General features: G+C 43.3%; 19 protein-coding genes. 9 read left to right on the plus strand and 10 right to left on the minus strand.

The genetic code is table 11. From position 1 onward, the window contains the following. Positions 1-341: 341 nt before the first annotated feature. The 5 genes from JKP82_RS10955 (at position 342) to JKP82_RS10975 (ending at position 5615) form a co-directional block, all read left to right on the plus strand. Entirely contained in the window at positions 342-1040 is a 699-nt protein-coding gene (locus JKP82_RS10955) for a transglutaminase-like cysteine peptidase (protein ID WP_159531011.1), read from the plus strand. Continuing rightward, positions 1037-2980, plus strand: a complete 1944-nt coding sequence (locus JKP82_RS10960) for a bifunctional diguanylate cyclase/phosphodiesterase (RefSeq protein ID WP_159531013.1) — start codon at positions 1037-1039, stop codon at positions 2978-2980. The genes JKP82_RS10955 and JKP82_RS10960 overlap by 4 nt, the downstream gene beginning before the upstream one ends. Positions 2981-3069: 89 nt before the next feature. Continuing rightward, positions 3070-3648, plus strand: coding sequence for a hypothetical protein (locus tag JKP82_RS10965; RefSeq protein ID WP_218397039.1), 579 nt, complete (start codon positions 3070-3072; stop codon positions 3646-3648). A gap of 65 nt (positions 3649-3713) precedes the next feature. Continuing rightward, entirely contained in the window at positions 3714-5126 is a 1413-nt protein-coding gene (locus JKP82_RS10970) for an O-antigen ligase family protein (protein ID WP_218397041.1), read from the plus strand. Between the two features lie 78 nt (positions 5127-5204). Beyond that, on the plus strand, positions 5205-5615 hold the full coding sequence (locus tag JKP82_RS10975; RefSeq protein ID WP_218397042.1) for a 3-phosphoshikimate 1-carboxyvinyltransferase: 411 nt from the start codon (positions 5205-5207) through the stop codon (positions 5613-5615). Positions 5616-5642: 27 nt separating this feature from the next. Here the strand turns inward: JKP82_RS10975 and JKP82_RS10980 are convergent, their stop codons facing one another. The 5 genes from JKP82_RS10980 to JKP82_RS11000 are packed head-to-tail and all read right to left on the minus strand — an operon-like array spanning position 5643 to position 11100. Then, complete coding sequence (locus JKP82_RS10980; RefSeq protein WP_218397044.1) at positions 5643-6383, minus strand: VpsP family polysaccharide biosynthesis protein; 741 nt, start codon at positions 6381-6383, stop codon at positions 5643-5645. Then, positions 6370-7098 carry a tyrosine-protein phosphatase gene (locus JKP82_RS10985; protein WP_218397045.1) on the minus strand — a complete coding sequence of 243 codons (729 nt, stop codon included), beginning with the start codon at positions 7096-7098 and terminating at the stop codon, positions 6370-6372. Before JKP82_RS10985 ends, JKP82_RS10980 begins: the two co-directional genes overlap by 14 nt. Before the next feature lie 7 nt (positions 7099-7105). Next, positions 7106-9322 (minus strand): GumC family protein, encoded by a 2217-nt coding sequence (locus JKP82_RS10990; protein WP_159531024.1) that lies wholly within the window; start codon positions 9320-9322, stop codon positions 7106-7108. A gap of 30 nt (positions 9323-9352) precedes the next feature. Beyond that, positions 9353-9853, minus strand: a complete 501-nt coding sequence (locus JKP82_RS10995; protein ID WP_201299299.1) for a polysaccharide biosynthesis/export family protein — start codon at positions 9851-9853, stop codon at positions 9353-9355. 44 nt (positions 9854-9897) lie between these two features. Further along, a complete protein-coding gene (locus JKP82_RS11000; protein WP_159531026.1) occupies positions 9898-11100 on the minus strand; it encodes an outer membrane beta-barrel protein in 1203 nt (400 codons plus the stop codon). Between the two features lie 691 nt (positions 11101-11791). On the opposite strand from JKP82_RS11000, the gene JKP82_RS11005 reads away from it, so the two are divergent. Continuing rightward, entirely contained in the window at positions 11792-13246 is a 1455-nt protein-coding gene (locus tag JKP82_RS11005; protein WP_159531028.1) for an undecaprenyl-phosphate glucose phosphotransferase, read from the plus strand. A gap of 209 nt (positions 13247-13455) precedes the next feature. Then, the gene (locus tag JKP82_RS11010; RefSeq protein ID WP_218397047.1) at positions 13456-14343 is read left to right on the plus strand and encodes a hypothetical protein; all 888 of its coding nucleotides are present in this window, start codon (positions 13456-13458) and stop codon (positions 14341-14343) included. 242 nt (positions 14344-14585) lie between these two features. Here JKP82_RS11010 and rplT read toward each other — a convergent pair whose 3' ends face one another. The 4 genes from rplT to thrS all read right to left on the minus strand — a co-directional run bounded on the left by rplT (position 14586) and on the right by thrS (position 17834). Then, on the minus strand, positions 14586-14942 hold the full coding sequence (rplT, locus tag JKP82_RS11015) for a 50S ribosomal protein L20 (protein ID WP_013784592.1): 357 nt from the start codon (positions 14940-14942) through the stop codon (positions 14586-14588). A gap of 17 nt (positions 14943-14959) precedes the next feature. Next, a complete protein-coding gene (gene rpmI, locus JKP82_RS11020; protein WP_012518091.1) occupies positions 14960-15157 on the minus strand; it encodes a 50S ribosomal protein L35 in 198 nt (65 codons plus the stop codon). Between the two features lie 113 nt (positions 15158-15270). After that, a complete protein-coding gene (gene infC, locus JKP82_RS11025; protein WP_126873690.1) occupies positions 15271-15819 on the minus strand; it encodes a translation initiation factor IF-3 in 549 nt (182 codons plus the stop codon). Between the two features lie 98 nt (positions 15820-15917). Further along, positions 15918-17834, minus strand: a complete 1917-nt coding sequence (thrS, locus tag JKP82_RS11030; protein WP_159531032.1) for a threonine--tRNA ligase — start codon at positions 17832-17834, stop codon at positions 15918-15920. Positions 17835-18423: 589 nt separating this feature from the next. Between thrS and JKP82_RS11035 the strand changes: the two genes are divergently transcribed. Both JKP82_RS11035 and JKP82_RS11040 read left to right on the plus strand, forming a co-directional pair. Continuing rightward, on the plus strand, positions 18424-19170 hold the full coding sequence (locus tag JKP82_RS11035) for an SDR family oxidoreductase (protein ID WP_373996596.1): 747 nt from the start codon (positions 18424-18426) through the stop codon (positions 19168-19170). Further along, a complete protein-coding gene (locus JKP82_RS11040) occupies positions 19157-20281 on the plus strand; it encodes a DUF3080 family protein (protein ID WP_218397051.1) in 1125 nt (374 codons plus the stop codon). The genes JKP82_RS11035 and JKP82_RS11040 overlap by 14 nt, the downstream gene beginning before the upstream one ends. A 64-nt stretch (positions 20282-20345) precedes the next feature. Here the strand turns inward: JKP82_RS11040 and JKP82_RS11045 are convergent, their stop codons facing one another. Then, entirely contained in the window at positions 20346-21548 is a 1203-nt protein-coding gene (locus tag JKP82_RS11045; protein ID WP_258544388.1) for a mechanosensitive ion channel family protein, read from the minus strand. Positions 21549-21718: the final 170 nt, after the last annotated feature.

Below are 21718 nucleotides of genomic sequence, written 5' to 3' on the forward strand. Positions count from 1 at the left end.
GTTTGCTGAACCACCTGTAATACGTATATTGGTAATAATTTAGCTATGCGTGTTGCAAGCATCTTGCGTGCACGCTTATTTCTTACTATGTGCTTACGTTACTATTATGCACTTAACCGTTAATGCGGTTACTCACTAAAACCATACATGAAACATGCCAAATGTGGGCATTAATGTATTTTCCTGCCTTACCTTGTTGAAATAACTTTTAACTTTTGTATAAGTTTGACACTATCAATTTACTGCCACATGTTTAATATACTATGAAGTGGTTAACGTTTTCTTACAGCTATTTATTCTAATAAATTCGTCTCATTATGGTGCATTAAGGCTCAACTGGCATGACAACCCGCTACGCGCGTAAAACTTACCGACGAACCTGTATTTTTGCCTTAACGGGGCTGTTTTTCGGTGTGGCATCTTTGGTTATCGCGCAGCAGAAAAACATATTCACTGAAGAGGTTTACAGCCGGGTTGAAGCCCTATTTGGTAAACGCGGTGCGTCTGATGTTGCAAAGTGGCGACAACTAGTAAGCAATATTGAGAACGACGATATTGATGAAAAACTTTATCAAGTGAATCGCTTTTTCAATCGATTCGACTTTGTAGATGACCTAAAGCACTGGCGCCAGCCGGATTACTGGGCCACGCCAATCGAGTTTATTGCAACGGGCGCTGGCGACTGTGAAGATTATTCAATCGCCAAATACTTTTCGTTAATAGAACTTGGTATTCCAAAATCGCAGCTTCGGCTTATGTATGTAACCGCGTTAGAGTTAAACCAACCTCATATGGTGTTAGCCTATTACCCAAGCCCTACCTCTGTTCCTTTAGTGCTTGATAATATTAACCGTCGCATACTGCCAGCAAACCAACGGCGCGACCTTGCACCTGTTTATAGCTTTAACGGTGACGGTCTGTGGGCTGCGAAGTCTATGGGAACAGGCAGAAAATTAAGAGGCAGCGGCCCCATGAAAATGTGGGACGACATGATAGATCGTTTAAACAGCGTAATGCTCGGAGATACACAAGAACAATGAAATTATCTACCCAACTAAGCGTTAGCTTGCTTATTTTTTTACTGGCCGTGTTCGCCGGTTCCTTTTTTATTAACGTAAAAATGACCAAAGAATACGTGAATGAACAACTTGCTACCCACGCACAAGACACTGCCACATCGCTAGGCTTAGCCATGGCGCCTTATTTGGCACAAGAAAATGGTCAGGCGGTGGCTGAAACCATGGTGAACGCCATATTCGACAGGGGCTACTACCAAACTATTTCGGTTAAAGACGCCAGCGGGAATACTCTTATTCTTCGGCAAAATCCGAATAAAATAGATACGGTACCTAAATGGTTTACCGAAGCTGTACACGTTACTCCACCGGTAAAAAGCACCGAGCTTAACGATGGTTGGACAATAGCAGGGCAACTTACCGTGCAAAGCCACCCAGGGCTTGCGAATGAAAAGCTATGGGATAGCATTACCCAAAGTGCATTAATGTTTTTTATTGCCTTTATTATTGCCTACTTGGTGCTGCTGGTTATTATTCGCCAAATTACAAAGCCCTTGGAAATTGTTACGCAAAAAATAGGCGATATTCAAAACCAAAAGTTTTCTGAAATTGACTACCAGCCTTTTACTAAAGAATTTTCTTTCATCACGCTAGCCGTTAATAAGTTGTCTAGAGCGGTAGAAAGCATGTTTAAAGAACTTACTGCACGGGCTGAACAATTTAAGGCCATTGCGTATGGCGATAGCCTAACGGGGCTTTCTAATAGAAATGCCTTTAATCGACACATGAATGCACTATTAAGTGGCGCTGCTACGGTAGAACAAGGTTACGTGGTGTTAATAAGGTTAACGCAGCTTGCACGGGTAAATAATTTGCTGGGCGGCGCTGAAGGCGATGAATATGTTAGTGCTGCGTCAAAAGTGTTGAAAGGTGCAATTAAACAATTCCCCGATAAAGTCACCTTGTTTAGGGTGTCGGGTTCCGACTTTGCTTTATTAATGGAAGCGGTATCGCAGCAAGAGTGCGAAAAACGACTAAAAAGTCTAGCCCAAGACATTAACCAAATAGACTTCCTTAAAGATGGCGATAAAACAGCGTGGATTGGCGCGGCTAAGTATTCCAGTGAAAATAGCTTTAGTGAAGTAATGGAAAAAGCAGATAGCGCCCTATTAGCCGCCACTAAGCTAGACAGAGGTTGGCAGTTTGCTTCGGAGCTAACCTACATTCATAGCAATACCGAGTGGCGTGAAAGGCTGAACAACATTCTGTTACAACAGTATGCTGACATTTTAATACAGCCTATTTTTAGTACCGAAAATAATGCCCCCTGTTATTACGAAGGGTTCGCACGCTTTAAAGACGTTTCTACCAATACCGATATACCCATGTCGCAGTTAATTCCTGCTTCAGAGCGGCTGCACCTTATTCCCCAAGTAGATAGGCTGGTAACGTCGCTGGTAGTCAGTAAACTCATGTCCTCACCTCATACGGTAGCGGTGAACGTTGCTACCGCATCAATAGCGAATGCCGACTTCTGTCAATGGCTTAAAGGTTATCTTCTTGAACACAAGTCGTTGTGCGATAGATTGGCGTTTGAAATTGAAGACTCCGCCATTATTTACTACCGGGAAGCTACCCTTAAATTTTGCGACATGGTGAAAAAAGCAGGGTGCACAATAACTATTGAACATTTTGGCGACAATCTTGCATCATTAAGTGGGTTAAGGGCCATTCAGCCCGATTTTGTAAAAATATCCGGCAAATTGACCAAAGATATACACGAAGATAAAGACAATCAGCTATTCGTTAGCAGCTTGGTAAGTATTGCTAATGGGTTAAACATTAAGGTTATTGCGGAATTGGTTGAAAGCGAACTTGAAAGCGGCGCGCTTAACAAGCTGCAGGTTGTTTATCAGCAAGGTTTTCACTTTGCAAAACCTACAGCTTGGCGGTTAGGTAACTAATTTTCCACTTAAAAAGCTAAGACAACGCGCGTTCATTTGGTATACAATGCCTTGTGTATGCAAACCCATTTTTTGATGTAGGAACTATTATGCGTAATAGATTTATTTTTTCTTTAGTAATGAGTGTACTTATTGCTATATCGCCAGTGGCCATTGCGCAAGACAGCGCAGGTAGCGCTCCAGGTTTGCAAATTAGAAACCAACTATTAACTGCCATTGATAACGGCACACCTGCTGAAGAAGCATCAGTTACCGTTAGCAATGATGTGCTCGCGAATGGCAGTGTTGCTATTCCGGCTGAAAGTTTACCTTTTTTACAAACTAACCAAGCTTCGTTCGAAAGCATGGTGGGTTTACTTGTAGATAACGCTACTGGGTTTGAATTAGCCATTGCTGGCTTTGCGGCACTACCTGAACAGGCATCACAAGTGGTTACCATTGCGATGATTATGTTTCCAGAAAATGCCAACGAAATCTATAACGTTGCATTACAAACCGGCGTTGTTAGCGCAGAAGATGCACTATTAGCTGCCATTAATGCAGGCATTGATACCTCAACACTTACCGCTACAGCGGCGGGTGCTGCTGGCAACGACGTATCACCACTAGGCGTGGGTACTGGTGCAGCCGGTGCGGGTGGTGGCGACACCACGGTTTCAGCAAATTAGAACGTTAAATTAACTAAAACTCTGTGTTGGTGATCGTTAGTGGTAGTAAGAAGTGGCGATAGTGAATGCTGAGTAATAATAATAGAAAAACCGAAAAGCTTCTTTTCGGTTTTCTTTTATTTACCCTTTTTTGGCTGCCTATTCCTTTAGGTGCCAACCGTCCTTGGGCGTGGGCACTCATGCAAGTGTCTATATTCTGTATAAGTGCATCTTTAATAGCCTTTCACTTCAGGGCCGTAACTCTGGTAGTGCGTCAATACCGCTTTTTCGTTCTGCTTTGGGTGTTGTTTCTTGCTTGGCAGTTACTTAATTTAATTCCCCTACCCGCATCATTTGTTGCCAGCCTTCGGCCCGAAAAACTTTTACCTGAATACGCTAACGTATCGGCTGGTGCTCGTTGGTTACCCCTTAGTTTTGATGTAGGCCAAAGCCAAATAGTATTTTTAAAATCCCTTTGTTACTGCCTGCTTTTTTTCAGTGTTTTAGCTTTAGTACGATCAACATCTCGGTTGAAGCTAGTGCTAATTAGCATTAGCGCAAGCGGTATATTTCAAGCTATTTATGGGTCGCTTGAGGTGCTATCGGGCATTGAGTACAGCCTAGTGTTCAAACAACCCGTTAGTCACATTGCTACCGGCAGTTTCATATACAAGAACCATTTTGCAAACTACTTGCTGCTTACGTTAAGTGCTGCGTTAGGGTACCTCATTGCCAGTTTAGGTGATGACGATGGGCTAACAAAACGAGAGCGACTTAGAAAATGGCTTAAATTTTGGCTAGGTAATAAAGTGCTGTTTCGTATTGGCATTATTATTATGGTGATTGCACTGGTAATGTCTCGCTCAAGAATGGGTAACACCGCATTTTTTGTCAGTATGACCATAACGGCGGCATTAGGATTATGGTACTTCAAGCCTAGACAAAAAAGCTACATTGCCTTATTTGTTAGCATGCTAGTTATCGACATTATGATTGTAAGTAGCGTATTTGGGCTAAACGAAGTGAAAGAGCGCCTTGAGCAAACCGACTTAACCCATGAAAGCCGAGATGAAGTGGTTACCGATACACTACCTTTGTTAGCAAAATACCCACTAATTGGCACAGGTGGCGGTACCTTTTATACCGTTTACCCCCAGTTTCAAAGTGAGAGCATTCAGCACTTTTACGACCATGCTCATAATGAATACTTACAGTTTAGTATTGAGTTTGGCGTTATTGGCGCACTACTAATGGGCATATTTGTGCTGTTTTGCGGCATTAATGCCTTCAACGCTTTTCGTCAGCGACACCATCCCCTTCCGCGCGGGGCCGCGTTTGCGTGTTTTATGGCCATTATTGGTATGGCAATGCACACAAGCGTAGATTTTCCCTTACAAGCGCCTGCTAACGCTGCTATCTTTATTACTCTACTTGCACTAGGTGCAATGAGTAACCGAATTCGGGTTCGAAAATCAACAACACGTAAGCACAAATCGTAAAATTAAGGTTTTTAATAAAAGCCTAATTAGAGATTTAATTAAGTATTTATTAATGGATTCAGTTATGGAAAATCAGTCGTGGTGTTAAAAGTTAATCACCCCATTCAGGAAGAACCCAACGTAAAGCATATGCTAGAAAGAATGCCCAAGCATGTGGCCAACTCGTTTAGTGAAGAACAGCTTACCCATATTAATACCGCATTGGCAGGCAGGCGTTGGGGCAAGCATAAGTTAGACTTACGCGGCACCCTAGGTATTGGCCGTAGCCGCTTTTATTTTGTGCTGTTAGGCGGTAAAGATAAACGCGATCCTTCCCGTATAGAAAGTAAAATTGGCCAACTTACGTTAGCTTTCGGTTTTACTCTGTTTCTTCTATTTTCATTGCTGGTTGGTATGGTACTGCTGTACATACTAAAATCGTGGCTGGGTATTAACTTATTTGAAAATTTTTCACTAGGCTTGTGGGATTGGCTTAAAGGTAAGGTTTAATAAGTAAAAATCACCTAGCCGACTAAGCTATTTATTGTAAGTAATACAGTTGGGGATCCGTTTTCTTACCGGGTAAGCGGCCAAGCGCATCCATCGGCACGCAGGCTCTTCTGCGTTATAGTTCACAATACTTTGCACTATAGCTTCCCTGCTATGGGGGTTTATTAACCCTAAATTCATATGATGTTTTAAGAGCTGAATAACCTTAATGTATTCAGGCGAACGTGCTGCATAATTGGCTAAGCCAAACTCTACAATAAATTGATGGACTATAGCGTCTTGTGGGCCTACCTCAATGGCTTTATTCATATATTGATAGAAAGTGTCGTCTACTTCGTTACGCTTCCATTTAACCGACGCTAAGCCCACCCAGCTTGCTGGCCAAAGCGGCCGTAGCAATAAGCTTTGATGATAATTGGCCGCCGCAAGATTCAACATGCTTGCTTTATTGCTATCAGCCGTGCCATTTGCAGTAAACGCTTGCCATTCATAAAGCTGGCCACGCATTTGATAATAAAGTGCGTTATTGGGGAACATGGAAATAGCGGAATCTATTTTGGTAATAGCATCGCTTACTTTGCTAGCTGTTACGCGTTCAGGATTACTCTGCCAAGCATTTAATTGATTGTTCACCCGATAATAATAATTACCCGATACAAAAAACTGTGCACTCCACACTACGCCCCACGCAGCAGTAATGAAAAACACGCTACGAACAATGCGTTTTATCGCTAATTGATGATGCTCATACACGCTAGCTAACGCCACTACCTGCCCCTACTATTTCACCCGGTGTAGTAACGAAAACTTGCTGGGCGTAATCTGCGTCTACTGCCGATACCACAGCAAATGCTTCGCCCATATCGTTAGGTCGCCTAACCGTATCGTGGGTATCAGACGCCACTACATGAAAGCTTTTGTTGGCAAGCATGGTTAACGCAAAGTTCTGTACGGGCTCACCGAATCGGCCTGTAAGTGCCCCCGCAGTCACTTGAAACCAGCAGCCTATGCGCTGCAACCAGTCGAACTTGTGTTGCTCGCGCAGTAGCTCTCGGTTGCGTTCAGGGTGTGCAATAAGTGGCTGCACGTTGTTTTTTAATAACCATTTTATTAACGGCTCTAGCCCCGATGGCACATGGCTATGAGGCATCTCTAGCAGCATCACTTTATTGCCGTTAATCTGGCCTAAAAAAGGCACCGCGTTTTGCTTTATCCATATAGGAATATGCTCCGACACACGAAGCTCGGCAGCGTACGATAAGGTAAGGGGAATTTTTTCATCTTGAAGCGCTAACACAAGTTCGTTATACGCTTTTTCAATAATAGCAGGCGTATTATCGAAGAAACCAGGGTGTATATGTGGGGTACAAACCAAATGCCTCACGCCGCATTCAAGTGTTTGTTTGGCCATGTCAATCGACATGGCCATGGTTCTGGCACCATCGTCAATGCCAGGTAATATATGACTGTGAAGGTCTATCAATTAATTATTAGCTGTCCTTATGACTAGTATAATCATACTGATCATAAAACCCGCCGTACCTCTGTGCTACATCAGACTTTCGTAAGTCTACTTGATTTAGCACTACCCCATCAAGACGATGCCCAACTTGTAAGAAACGAGACAGCCCAGTATTAATGATTTTTTCGCTCGTACTGTCGGCACGTACCACGTAAATAATAGAGTCGCACGAGTTAGCAATTACCATTGAATCACTTACCGCTTGGGTAGGTGCTGTATCTACCACAACATATTTATATTGGGTCTTTAATTCTTTAATTAGCGCATCGAAGCCTTTATCGGCCAGCAACTCTTGCGGGTTAGACGGTATAGTACCTGCCGAAAGAATATCGATATTCGCTTGTTCGTCACGCACCAAACATTCATCGAAACTGTGCGTTTTAAGAATAAGGTTAGCTACGCCTGGCTGGTAGTTAGGAATATTAAACTGCTTTCCAATACTTGGGCGGCGTAGGTCGGCATCTATTAATATGGTTTTGTCTAACTGACCTAACGCGAATGCTAGGTTAATAGACACGGTAGTTTTACCTTCCTTCGGCACACTAGAGGTAACCATAATAGCCTGATTGCCTTTATCTAAATTCAATAACGACAAACTAGTACGTAAGGTTCTAACCGATTCTGCGAACTGATGCTTTTTACCATCGAAATAAGTGCGAATAGGTAAGTTCGTTTTCTTTTTATGAGCAAGCCAAGGAATTAAACCCAACATACGCTGGCCTAACTTACGCTCTACATCTTCTACCGAACGAATACCGCTATTTAGCGTTTCCATGGTAATGGCCAAGAACACACCAAAGCCAATGCTAAATACGAAAGCCGCGCCAATTAGCAGCTTTTTATTAGGCTCAGAAGGTACCGACGGCACTACAGCGCTATCTAACACTCTAGCGTTAGCTGATTCAAAACCACCTAATTCATCGGTTTCCTTCAAACGGGTAAAGAAGGAATTGTACAACTGCTGGTTAATATCAACATCGCGCTGAAGGGCTTTGCGCTCATTATCTAAAGCTGAAAGACCTCGAAACTCTGCTTTTGCCACTTCTACTTCTTGTTTCAATTGCGCAACGCGCTGCTCTGAAACTTGGTATTGGGTAGTAATACTAGAAATAAGATCGCGAGTTTGCGTATTTAACGTTTCGCGAATGGAAGATAGCTCGGCATTTGCCGCAATCATCTTAGGGTGCTTAGGGCCATATACTTTGCTAAGTTCAGACACGCGGGTCATGGCTTTAGCTTCGTCGCGGCGTACCCCTTGGATGGTAGGGTGATTCAGTACTTCTGGTAACCGAGCAATGTCGTCAAGCGTTACGTTATTGCGAGTTTGTCTGTATATTACCGCGTTTAACTTTAATGCGGTTTGGGCATCAAGTAACTGCGTGCTTAAACGCTCTAGTTCGTCGGCGGCAAGGCCTACTACACCATCTATGTTTACTACTTGATTGCGTTCATAAAACTGCGATAGGTTCTTTTCAGCAATATCGAGTTTATCTTTTAAGCCTTCTAAGCTTTCGGTAAGAAACGACGTTGCTTTAGCGGTCATATCAAGCTTGGCTTGCAAATAGTTTTCAATGTAAACATCGGCAATAGTATCGGCAATTTCAGCCGACAAGGATGCAGATTCGGTGGTTACAGAAATCTTCATTACCTGGGTGTTATCTACCATGCTTACTTCTACAGCGCGCATTAATCTGAATACTGCCGAACGTTTTTTAGCGGCGATAATTTGCGCTTCTGTGCGCGCTACCACTTCTTCTTGAGGCAGGAACGGCAGCATGTCTTTTGCACTGTCTATAAGCGAGTCAATCGCGCTGGGGCCTTCTTCAGGCGGCATGAACTTATCGTTTAAGTGTAAATTCATCCCCTCTACGGTACGCTCGGCTATTTGGCGCGAACGTAATATTTCGTATTGGGTTTGCATGTAGTCTTTACGCTTAGTATCTAAGCCATACACTTCTTCTATTGAAACCACATTCGCGTTTTCAGAATCGACCAATATAGTGGTAGACGACGTATAAAGTGGCGTCATTCGCATTACCAGCAAAGCCACCAATATGGTGAATGCTATGGCTAACGAAACAATGCGAAAAGCGTAGCGTTTCAGTATGCCAAAATAGTGCGCTATATCGATAGTTTCACTATCTAGCACGCCATGATTCACATCGTCCCTTTGATTTACTGCCATGTTATTTTTGTATCCTGAAATTTTTGCTAATTAGAAAAAGCGTTGGTTAACGGTAATGATATCACCGGGCTGAATCATGTCGCTTACTGTTACGGTAAAGCTACGTGATGTGCCATCTTTTTCTCGAACTATTGTTATTTTATCTCTTGCTGCGCGCTCGGTGTAGCCGCCTGCCAATGCTGCCGCCTTATTTACCGACAAACCGGGCTGGTAAGGGTAGCCACCAGGGCGTTTTACTTCGCCGTCTATAAAGAAGGGGCGGTAGTCAATAATAGTAACCGACACCGACGGGTTTACTAAGTAGTCCCCCTTTAAGCCTTCGTAAATAAGCTGCTCTACTTCGCCTAATGTTAACCCTACTAATTTAACTTCCCCCATAAACGGGTAATTAATAGTGCCAACATCGGGCAATCGTACTTCCATCGACAAATCGTCTTGGCCAAATACATTAATGCTTATTCTGTCACCAGAGCCCAATTGGTAGCGGCTCATACTTAAATTGCCTTCTTGTGCAAGGGCATTGAACGACATCACTACAACAAAAAGGAATGCGAAAATACTGTTTACACTTTGCTTCACAGGCTAACCTCGGCAGATAAACCAATTATGCTTCTATCATAACCTATCGTATCTCGGTTACTGTCTCTATCATTTAATGTGTAATACAAAGAGAAGCTTAAATAACGACGTGCTTGATAGTTTAACGCGGCGGTATAACGCATTAAATCGTCTTCACGGTTGGCAATGCCTTCGTCGTCTAATACATATTCATCAGTAAGTTTGCTGATACTGGCCGACGTACTTAAGCGCTGAAGCCACTCATGCTCCCATGATGCTGTGTAATCGCGACCACGAATGAAATTACCTTCACCATTGGTTTCACGTGTATCGGCACTGGTAGCAAAACGAAACGTTGAATAGGTAACAGGCTGCCATTCAACCCCGGCTTCCCAATCAACACCATAAAACGTACTGCGGGTTGCAGATTCAAAATCTTTTTCCGTGTAACCCACTTTTGCAAAACCAGTTGTTGCGGCGGTACTTTCCCACGTAAGACCACCTAAAACACGTAGCGTGTCACTATCTAGGCTTGAGGCTGCTGACAACTCACGGTCGTAACGGGTATAAGTATTGGTTACATCAATAACTAATGCTGTTGAAGGTGCAATTTTATAGGCAAACTCAGCGCCTATTTTATTCTTAGCACGATCACGAAGCAGGTAAGCTTGTTCTTCTCGGTCATAATCTAGCGTTTCGCGATTTGCCTTAAGCGTAAGCATGCCATTCGAGGTTAATGCACCGTAACTGTATTCGGCACCCGCATACATACTTTTAAACCTATCAGGCGTAGTAATGTCGTTGCCGGCCCCTAGTGAAAAACCAGTACCGCGATCTTCGTGCCCATCTTCATATTGCGCTGTTCCACTAAGGCGATGACGACTATTTAGCTCATACTCACCGGTAGCTTCAACAAAATGATCGGTGTAATCATCGGCACTACTCGAGAAGTACACGCCGCGCTCTAATCGATAACCAAATTGAACAGGGTTACCATCAACTTCTGTGGCGGCAATTATTTCTGGCGATAGCGTTGCCCGCCAGCTGTAAATTTTAGGTTCACCATCACGAGCGTAAGCTACGTTATCAACATAACTCATTGATGTGTTGAAGGTGGGGATAATGTCGAATTGGCCTGCTTCAATACGGCCAGCCTCTTGTGCATTCGATATGGCGCTAATTACCGACAGTGCAACAAGGCCTGTTGTCCTTTTAAACATACTCGCTCCTAAAATTTTTTTGGTTTTATTCGGGTAAATGTTGGGGTAAAACAGTGCAACATTTGCTTCAGTGCTCAAAAAAACAACACCAACCACCTTTATTCAACCGATTTGAGTGTGATATCTATAATCTTTCAGTTATATGCCGCTAAACATGCTAATTCTGTGCCACACAAGGTTTAGCCCCCTATTGTGTTGGCTGAATCAGTCGTACTCACGCAGCCGTCCCACTAAAAGCGCGACATTCAGGCCACCCCATCACCGCTGATAGCATAGCTATTAAATATTGCAGCAATGTGTCTGTTTTTCCGGCTTGCTTGCTATATGCGCAGCCTTGCTACAGAGTTTTGAATGAAGTTTCTAATGTGGAAGCTGAAGAGTAACCGCACGCAGTATAAAGCTTATAGGTTATCTTACAATATCAGTTAGATAATTGCTTTCAATAGTTTTGTAATAAAATTACAACCTGCTTATACTATGGTTAAGCTGAAAGAGTGGTAACATCACTTAATCGGCTTTTTGTTAGCGTAGTGTGGTTAACCCCCTCTTCATGTTTTCAATTTTTTGTTTTCGAAAGCTTTCCGGTACACATTTTGCTTTAGTTTTAACTAAAGCCTTAATAAACGCAGTGGTCTTTTGCTTTATTGACAATTGAAGTCGGCGTGAACTTTTATTTCTTAGAGATACTTACATGGATAATAAAGTAGCACCTAACCAAGTCCTCAAATCTCACGAGGTTGAACCCAATGCTTCGGGCGGGCTAATAGTTAGGAACCAAAGTGGTTTTTCAACCATTTATAGGCTTATTGATTTATGCCTTGTGACCTTACTTTATTACGCTTCAGCATTTTATTACGACAGCCCCGTAACGGCTGGCAGCCTTCTATTCCTATTTGTTTACGTTATAAGTTTCCAGTTTTCGGGTGAATGCGTAGAGCTTTATCGTTCTTGGCGGGGGCACAGAACACCAGAAATGTTACGTGCAGCAGCTATAACGTGGGCGCTTAGCATGCTAGCAACAATGGCGTTCGGTTTCTTTTTCTTTGGTGATATTAGAATTACGCCCCCTGGTGTAATTTTATGGTGTGCATCATCGTTTGTTGCGGTTATCGCGTGGCGCTATGTTATGCGTAAGTTTTTATTTCGCCTTCGCCGTAGCGGTTTAAACTCGAGAAAGTCGATTGTTATTGGTGCAACCCAATTGGGTTACAACATGGCTAATCAAATTATGGGGAACGAACATTTAGGTATTCGTTTCTTAGGCTTGTTCGACGATAGAAGTGAAGATCGCTTACCGCACGAGTTTAAAAACCAAGTATTAGGCAATATTGAGTCGGCTATTGAAATGGCTAAGCGCAATGAAGTGGATTATATCTACATTGCTCTTCCAATGAGTGCAGAGAACCGTATTCGTCACATTCTTGAAAAGTGCAGCGACACTACCGCTAACGTTTATATTATTCCTAACTTCTTTATGTATAACTTGCTTAATGCCCGCTGGCAGTCGATTGGGTCGGTACAAGCGTTAAGTGTATACGACACGCCTTTCCAAGGTGCTAGCGACATTTTAAAACGCTTTGAAGATATTGTATTAAGCATTTTAATATTAATGATGTTGGCCATCCCTATGTTAGGCATAGCCGCGGCAGTTAAGCTTACTTCTAAAGGCCCCGTTATTTTCAAACAAAAGCGTTACGGGTTAGATGGAAAACAAATTACGGTTTATAAGTTCCGATCTATGACCACGCAAGACAACGGAGATGTGGTTAAACAGGCTACTAAGAATGATGCTCGCTTAACCAAGATTGGTGGCTTTTTGCGTCGCTCTTCTATAGACGAACTTCCGCAGTTTATAAACGTTCTGCAGGGAAGAATGTCAATTGTAGGCCCCCGCCCCCATGCGGTAGCGCACAACGAAGAATACCGTAAGCTTATTACCGGTTATATGCTGCGCCACAAGGTGAAGCCAGGCATTACCGGTTGGGCGCAGGTAAACGGCTTACGTGGCGAAACAGAGACAGTGAACAAAATGGTACAACGCGTAGAGTACGATTTAGACTACATTCACCGTTGGTCTGTTTGGTTCGATATTAAAATTGTATTTATGACGGTATTTGGTGGGTTAGCGAATAAGAACGCCTACTAAACTTATTAGTTACAGCTCGTAAAATTTGACAAACGAAAGCCTCAACATTCTATGTTGAGGCTTTTTTGTTTCTACCAATGGGGATATGTTAACTGTAATTGCACACACTAAGTAAAACTTAAAGGCAATTTAAATGGTTATTTTACATTGCAGTTTTTGGTGCCTTACGTGTATAAATAAGCAACAGTCATTACATTTCAAGGCACGTAATGAAGTACCTATTACTGATTAGTACGTCATTCTTACTTACTGCTTGTTACTTATTACCTACACAACACCCTTCGCCTTGGTTAGTGATTGATACTTTTGATACTAAAACGCTAACTGGTTGGCAATTAGCCGACACGCAAAACGATACTACCCCCTTTTTAGAAAATGCCCAAGTTACTGAAATTCGGGTTCAAGATTCAGATTCAGCGTCAAATTCAATTAAAGATACCTCCTCTACTGTGCCCAGTGTCAACAATGGCTTCTTATTTAAAAAACCTGCGCCAGATGGCGTGGTAGGCAATAGAAAAGCCCTTACGTTCAAAGCCCTACCCCAGCCAATTCCTGTTGGTGAAACTTATACGTTTTATACAAGAATTCGCGTTGAGCGCTTTCCTAATAACCATGCTTTTGGCATTAGCAACATGCACCCTGCCGACATAATTAAACATGGTTACAACGCATTTGAACCTACCCTTCGGGTTACCGATAAGGCGGAATCTAACGGTTTTAAAAACAATGGTAGTCTGATGGTTAAAATAGACAGCGAAGACAAGTATCGCCAATATGCCAGTGTAAAAAATACTGACAACAACAAAGATGCTAAGCCTTTAAAAGAAGGTGTATGGTATAGCATTTGGTATGTGGTTAATAACGCCACCGTTAAAAATGGCGGGCAAGTATATCGTGTGTATGTGAAAGGCGGCGAGTTTTCAAGCCAATCGCTAGTTTACGAAAATGCCAACTTCAGAATGAAGCGGGAATTACCCCTGATTTACTTTTTGGCTAACTGCAATACAGGGCCAATTAAACAACCTTATGGCAATGGGGGGTTGGCTTATGATGATATTTATATGAGCGAAGGGATTAATTTAACCGTACCCTTTTAGCTCTAGCCTAGCATTGGATTTACACTTGCTTAGCACTGATCGTTAGCGTCTTGAATAAATTTCGAGCTATTAGGTGTCTGGTGTTTTTACACTTTTCTATTTGCGGTGTTCGACTATTCAGGTTTCACCGATATGCCGCTAACTATTGAAAACGATTTTATATTTCTAAACGCCAGAAACGAAAAAAGGCGAGCATCCTGCTCGCCTTTTTCCGAAAGAACTTAAACTTAATTAGTTAATAATTAAGCTAATGCGCCTTTAGCCGCATCGACTAGTGCGCTGAAAGCCGCTTTGTCATGTACAGCGATGTCGGCAAGGATCTTACGATCGATTTCAACAGACGCTTTTTTCAAACCGTTAATGAAACGGCTGTATGACATACCATTTTGACGTGCCGCAGCATTAATACGTGCAATCCACAATTGACGGAATTGACGCTTGCGCTGACGACGGTCACGGTAAGCATATTGACCAGCTTTAGTTACGGCTTGTACCGCTACGCGATAAACACGTGAACGAGCACCGTAATAACCTTTTGCCTGCTTGAGGACTTTTTTGTGACGTGCACGTGCTACCGTGCCGCGTTTTACTCTAGCCATTAATCAGTCTCCTAAGTCTATACGTACGGCAACATGCGCTGAACCAATTTGGTATCAGAATCATGAACCAGTTTTTTGCCACGAAGGTGACGTTTACGCTTAGAGCTCTTCTTAGTCAAAATGTGACGTAAGTGAGACTGTTTGCTTTTAAAGCGGCCAGAACCCGTTTTCTTAAAACGTTTGGCGGCACCGCTTACAGTTTTCATTTTAGGCATTGCTAAAACTCCGCATTGTTAATATCGACGCTGGGTATGCAGTTACCGTTTGTCGGTTAATGTTTAGCCGCAGGGTGTTTTGAGATTGCAGTACCTCAAAAACTTTTAGACCACTACGACTTCTTAGTTGGGGCTAGCACCATGATCATTTGGCGGCCTTCCACACGACGTGGGAAAGACTCGCACACAGCAATCTCTTCTAAATCCGCTTTAACACGGTTTAGTAGTTCAATACCGATCTCTTGGTGCGCCATTTCACGTCCGCGGAAACGGATCGTAACTTTGGCTTTATCACCACCTTCAAGAAAGCGACGCAGGTTGCGCAGTTTTACCTGGTAATCGCCTTCATCAGTGCCAGGGCGGAACTTAATCTCCTTGACCTGAATTTGCTTCTGTTTTTTCTTCTGCTCTTTTTGAGCTTTACTTTTTTCAAAGAGGAATTTGCCATAGTCCATAACTTTACAGACTGGCGGCTCAGCATTCGGACTGATTTCTACTAGATCAAGACTGGCTTCCTCAGCAAGTTTCGTCGCTTCTGCTAACGTCACAATGCCGGCTTGTTCACCATCTTTGCCAATTAAGCGAACTTCTTTGGCTTTAATTTCATCGTTTATGCGGGCTTTGTCGCCCTGAGCCTTGTTATTAGCGCCTTTAATGTGCATTCCTCCAAACATTTAATTCTTCTGTTTGCTTACCGCCTGTGTAATGTTCAGTACTGGTAAGCAAACACCGTCGTGTAGTATACACGAAAACCCTCAAACTATTTAATGGTCTTTTCTGCCACTTCCTGATTTGCCATGGCAATAAAAGATTCCAGGCTCATTTTGCCTAGGTCGTCGCCACTGCGAGAGCGTACTGCTACTTCGCCAGCTTCCATCTCTTTATCACCTACTACTAGCATATAAGGAACACGCTTGAGAGTGTGCTCGCGGATTTTAAAGCCAATCTTCTCATTTCTCAAGTCCGACTTTGCTCTAAATCCACTTTTTTGCAGTTTTTTTACACATTCCTGTGCATATTCGCCTTGGCTATCGGTAATATTTAGAATTACCACCTGCTGAGGGGCTAACCACAGCGGGAAAAAGCCAGCGAACTCTTCGGTAAGAATACCGATAAATCTTTCTAATGAACCTAAAATAGCTCTGTGGATCATTACAGGCACTTTACGTTCGCCGTCTTCAGCTACATAAGTAGAACCTAAACGACCCGGCATAGAGAAATCTAGCTGAACCGTTCCACACTGCCATGCCCTATTCAGGCAATCGTGCAATGTAAATTCAATTTTAGGGCCGTAAAACGCGCCTTCACCTGGCTGATATTCAAATTCAATATCGTTGGCTTTAAGTGCTTCGGCTAATGCGGCTTCTGATTTATCCCAAATTTCGTCACTGCCAACGCGCTTTTCAGGGCGAGTAGATAGTTTAACCGCTACTTTTTCAAAACCAAATGCTGCATAAGTCTCATACACCATCTTTATACAGCCACTTACTTCTTCTAGGATCTGTTCTTCGGTACAAAAAATATGAGCGTCGTCTTGGGTAAACCCACGAACGCGCATTAAACCGTGTAGCGCACCAGAAGGTTCGTTACGGTGACAGCAACCAAACTCAGCCATACGCAACGGAAGGTCACGGTAAGACTTCAAGCCCTGGTTAAATATTTGAACGTGGCCTGGGCAGTTCATTGGCTTAATAGCATATTCACGCTTTTCAGATTCGGTAGTGAACATGTTTTCGGCGTACTTTTCCCAGTGACCCGATTTTTCCCACAACGAACGGTCCATCATTAATGGGCCTTTTACTTCGTCGTAAGTGTAATCGCGTAACTTTTCACGCACGAACTTTTCAAGCTCGGTGTAAATAGACCAACCATCGTTGTGCCAAAACACCATGCCCGGCGCTTCTTCTTGCCAATGGAACAAGTTCAACGCTTTACCAATTTTACGGTGGTCGCGCTTTTCAGCTTCTTCTAAGCGCTGTAAGTAGGCTTTAAGTTGCTTTTTATCAGCCCATGCGGTTCCGTAAATACGTTGCAACATTTTATTGTCGCTGTCGCCACGCCAGTATGCACCGGCTACTTTCATAAGCTTAAAGTTTTGGCAAAATTTCATGTTAGGCACGTGAGGGCCACGGCACATGTCTACGTATTCTTCATGATGGTATAACCCTGGGCGATCATCATGGCTGATGTTCTCGTCTAGAATTTCCATTTTATAAGTTTCGCCGCGTGCTTCGAATGCATCGCGTGCTTCTTGCCAGCTAACTTTGTTTTTAACCACGTTATAGTTAGTTTTTGCTAGCTGAAGCATACGCTTTTCAAGCTTTTGGATATCTTCCTGAGTAAGGCTCTCTTCCATATCAACATCGTAGTAAAAACCGTTGTCGATAGTAGGGCCAATCGCCATTTTGGTATTAGGCCAAAGTTGCTTAATAGCATGGCCTAACAAATGCGCGCAGCTGTGACGAAGAATTTCTAAGCCGGCTTCGTCTTTAGCGGTAATAATTTGTAGTTGAGCGTCTGACTCAATAAGGTCTACTGCGTCTACCAATTCGCCATTCACTTTACCCGCAATAGTCGCTTTCGCTAAACCTGGGCCGATATCGTTGGCAACATCTAATACAGAAACTGATTGGTCGAAAGCGCGCTGGCTTCCATCAGGAAGGGTAATTACTGGCATGATATATCCTTTACAGTGGTGACGCCTACTCTGCGCCACTTGCATCTTTAATTATAAAAACACTTAATTTGGTGTTTACGCGTAGTCGTTATATTCATTACATAAGCGGAAAGTGCTATATAAACCATATAAGCCTTATAACCGTTTACTCTTTGCCAACACGCATACTTGGGTTGGCGGTATAAACAATTATCGATGGGCGATTATAACGGCTGTAAACACACATGCAATGGGCAAGCGTATTTTCGATGCCTTGCGAGCTATATTTTGTGCTTACGGGGTATAAACAATAAGTGAAATATCCCACCAGCTGCTGCAAAGCTTACTTATTCTTATCTTTAAATTGTTGGAAATGCTGTCAAACTTATGCAAACAGAAATAGTAAATAACAGATTATTGATTAACAGAGCAGTGCCTGCAAATGCCTAACGAACACATACCTACTGAAAAAAACGCTATTGGGAATACAGTAACGGCTGATCCTACCAACGCCTCTCACATTGGCGAGCCAAAGAACGGATATAAGGCTGGACAAGGCAATCCACCAGTTGCACTCATTACTGGTGCAGCGAAACGCATTGGTGCCACTATGGCGAGAACCCTTCACAGTGCAGGCTACCGGGTGATTGTACATTATGGCCATTCAGCTGAACACGCCAACGCATTGGTAAATACATTAAATGCAATAAGGCCTAACAGTGCAGCATGTTTGCAAGCAGATTTGTGCAAGTTAGACGATATTACTCGTTTAGCACAGCAAGCCACTGCGCCGAATGTCTTTGATGTGGACACTGAGCAACCAGCCCGTGAAGATTGCAGTGATAATAGTGCAACCGGTATTAACGTATTAATCAACAATGCGTCTAGCTTTTACCCTACCCCGTTAGGCAATATTTCTGCCAGTGATTGGCAGGCACTGGTTGGCAGCAACGTTCAAGGCCCACTGTTTTTATCTCAAGCTTTATGGCCTGCGCTAAAAGCAAATAATGGCTGCATTATCAACATGGTTGATATGCATATAGACCGCCCACTGCCCCACCATACGGTGTACGGCCTGGCTAAAACGGCGTTGGCGTCTATTACACGTTCACTGGCGGTTGAAATGGCACCAGAGGTGCGGGTGAATGGTATCGCACCTGGCGCCATACTGTGGCCTGAAAGAGAATTAGAGCTCGACCAAAAACAGCGATTGCTAGATAGCATTCCATTGGGCGGATTAGGCTCGCCTGAAGATATTGCAAACACCGCAACATTTTTAATTTCAGCTAATTATATTACGGGGCAAATCATTTATGTGGATGGTGGCCGAAGCTTGCATACTAATGCATCGGCATAAGCGCATGCGACTAGCTGGCGTAGTAATAGCCTTGGGGTTATTGCAAGGGTGCTTTGGTGCGCCTAGCATTAACGACACCATGGATGAATACACCACCCGTTTATCGAGGGTATTAGAAAGCCCGTTAGCCGAAGCAGCTTTGCCAGATGCTTCTTTACCAAATAGCGCCCCGGCAGATGAAACCTTAGAAGGTGAAGCCCATTCCACGCTGCAATTAGACGCTACGCTTGCCCTGCCTTCTCAAACCTATCCATCGCTCACGGCGCTAGGCAACAAGGTTACTGCGCTGAATATAAACATTAGAGAGTTTTACGCCATACAAGATTGCGAACTTGGCCGGATAGTGGCTGAAAGAAACACAGCTTTGGGTAAAACCCAATTGCCTTCACAGCGCTTGCAGTATGAACATCAATTATTGAACGCATTGGCAAAGTGCGAAACCACACTGAAAGAGGCACAAAACCCCACTGCAGCAACAGTAGCAGAATGGCGTAAACAAAAACGCAGTCAGTATATGAACGTTTGGGCAAACGTGGTGCAAACCAGTTCTGAAATGAAACTTGGGTTAAGCATGGCTTCATCGCCACTACAGGCCAATGGCAATAAAGATGCCAAGGCGTCGGTCAGTGCGCTTAATTTTATTAATGGATTAGCTAAAACTGCTCAGTCACAAGGTGTTGTTGAATATGAACTTGAACAACAATTACAAATAATTGCGTCTTCTCGGCTTCCTGCAAAGCTATGGCAAACCCAAGCTATATTGAATAACCGTTTAGCGTTACTGAACCAAGTATTAGCACCTGCGCTAAATGACGTGAAGTGCGAAAATGGAACAAACAGCGACAAAGCCACTATTTTACGAAATGTGTTTTACTTGTACTTTATAGAAGAAATTCAGCCCATTGCGAGTACGCTTAATAGTTACCACTACCAGCTACAGCCTTTATGGGAACAATGGGCGGAAAACACTGCATTGAGCGTCCCATTTAAAGCGCACATACGCACCCACGCTGTTGATAACTTCACGCAATACAGCGCCACAATGAAAGCCCATGTTACGTTATGGCAAAACTTTCTAGGTCGCTGCAATTTATCGCCAACCGCGCCCTAGTTAACGTAAGGCGGCTAAACGTTTCATCACTCAGCTTAGAGTGTTCAACCCTATATGCTGCAAGCTAAAGAATATTCTCACCACTTTCAGGGTCGCGGGCTTTCTTCGCTTGCTCTCTAATATCTTCTGCTTCACTGCTAACGTCTTCGTTGTCATTTTCGTGTTCAAGCGCTGAATTAGCACTGCTGCGAGCTGTATCTGCCTGAGCTTTATTTGCCTGAGTTGCAGATGCCGACGCTTTACTTTCTTCCGACTCACCCGCTATTTCTACCGCTGATTTTTTGTTAGTCGCTAACGGGAAGTTATTACTTTCGGAGATGGGTTTATTAAGCGATGTGAAACCGCTGGCATCATCAGCTGTATCTTCTTTACTCACCGATTGATTAGACACTATGGCTAACCCATTGGGGAATACACGTTCGCGAGCATCGTCAGGCATGCTAATGTTTTCCTCAGTAAATCGGCCTACAATTTGGCGCATAAGTAACGACGACATTTTAAGCACGCTGGTATCTTCAACATTCACCCAAAAATACACTTTTAAATTGTAGGTCGATGCCCCTAAATTATCGATTAGCACTTGGGGTTCAGGATCGGTAAGTACCTTCGCATGGCTAGAAATTATCTGTACCGCTAAATGCTGTGCGTTACGAATGTCTGCATCATAACCTACTCCCAGCACGAAGTGGCCGCGCATTAATGGGTTAGCCGTCAGGTTTTTTATCACACCTTTGTAAATGGTCGCGTTGGGAATTTGAATATGATTTCCGTCAAAATCCACCATGGTAGTAGCACGAGACGTTACCTTTTGAATAATGCCGGTAAACTCGTTTATTTCAACAATATCGCCTATTCGAAACGGCCTTTGAATGGTAAGTAACAAACTAGAAATAAAGTTTTCGGCAATATCACGAAAGGCAAAACCAAGAATTAACCCTACTACGCCAGTTCCGCTTATTACCGCTACCGCGAAGCCGGTTAAGCCTGCCATAAATAGGAATAAATACACCCCAAGCAAAATAATAACCAAGCTAATAGAGCGTTGCGCTACCGACTTAATTAAGGGGGTTAACGAAGAAAAAGAAAAAGGCTTAAGTAGCAATCGGGATAATGGCCCTGCAGCAAAAATAAACAGCGCCATAATGAGCAGGCCAACACCAAGGCCAGGTAAGCGATACAAAAAGCCGTGCCATAAATCTAATAAAACCGACTGCGCTTCTGAAAGGTTTTCTACTCCAGAGGAAGGCGCAACGGCATCTGCGGCCAATAAAGCTGTGGGAAATATGTTTGTTAGAATGAAATTTGTTAAGTCGAGCTTTGTTAGGTAGAAACCTACTAGGTTAAAAAAAGCCGTTAAAGAATTGATGTTGCCCACCTTCGCTCCTTGAAATGAGGTTACTTGCCACGGGTGCAGCCTAACAATATGACCATCACCAC

The organism is Alteromonas lipotrueae (assembly GCF_019249215.1).
GTDB classification, from domain to species: domain Bacteria; phylum Pseudomonadota; class Gammaproteobacteria; order Enterobacterales; family Alteromonadaceae; genus Alteromonas; species Alteromonas lipotrueae.

Excerpts from the sequence above, each read along its gene's own strand:
- JKP82_RS10955 (WP_159531011.1), top strand. The coding sequence starts at position 342 with ATGACAACCCGCTACGCGCGTAAAACTTACCGACGAACCTGTATTTTT.
- JKP82_RS10960 (WP_159531013.1), top strand. The coding sequence starts at position 1,037 with ATGAAATTATCTACCCAACTAAGCGTTAGCTTGCTTATTTTTTTACTG.
- JKP82_RS10965 (WP_218397039.1), top strand. The coding sequence starts at position 3,070 with ATGCGTAATAGATTTATTTTTTCTTTAGTAATGAGTGTACTTATTGCT.
- JKP82_RS10970 (WP_218397041.1), top strand. The coding sequence starts at position 3,714 with ATGCTGAGTAATAATAATAGAAAAACCGAAAAGCTTCTTTTCGGTTTT.
- JKP82_RS10990 (WP_159531024.1), bottom strand. The coding sequence starts at position 9,322 with ATGGCAGTAAATCAAAGGGACGATGTGAATCATGGCGTGCTAGATAGT.
- JKP82_RS10995 (WP_201299299.1), bottom strand. The coding sequence starts at position 9,853 with ATGTCGTTCAATGCCCTTGCACAAGAAGGCAATTTAAGTATGAGCCGC.
- JKP82_RS11000 (WP_159531026.1), bottom strand. The coding sequence starts at position 11,100 with ATGTTTAAAAGGACAACAGGCCTTGTTGCACTGTCGGTAATTAGCGCC.
- JKP82_RS11005 (WP_159531028.1), top strand. The coding sequence starts at position 11,792 with ATGGATAATAAAGTAGCACCTAACCAAGTCCTCAAATCTCACGAGGTT.
- JKP82_RS11010 (WP_218397047.1), top strand. The coding sequence starts at position 13,456 with ATGAAGTACCTATTACTGATTAGTACGTCATTCTTACTTACTGCTTGT.
- rplT (WP_013784592.1), bottom strand. The coding sequence starts at position 14,942 with ATGGCTAGAGTAAAACGCGGCACGGTAGCACGTGCACGTCACAAAAAA.
- rpmI (WP_012518091.1), bottom strand. The coding sequence starts at position 15,157 with ATGCCTAAAATGAAAACTGTAAGCGGTGCCGCCAAACGTTTTAAGAAA.
- infC (WP_126873690.1), bottom strand. The coding sequence starts at position 15,819 with ATGCACATTAAAGGCGCTAATAACAAGGCTCAGGGCGACAAAGCCCGC.
- thrS (WP_159531032.1), bottom strand. The coding sequence starts at position 17,834 with ATGCCAGTAATTACCCTTCCTGATGGAAGCCAGCGCGCTTTCGACCAA.
- JKP82_RS11035 (WP_373996596.1), top strand. The coding sequence starts at position 18,424 with ATGGCGAGAACCCTTCACAGTGCAGGCTACCGGGTGATTGTACATTAT.
- JKP82_RS11040 (WP_218397051.1), top strand. The coding sequence starts at position 19,157 with ATGCATCGGCATAAGCGCATGCGACTAGCTGGCGTAGTAATAGCCTTG.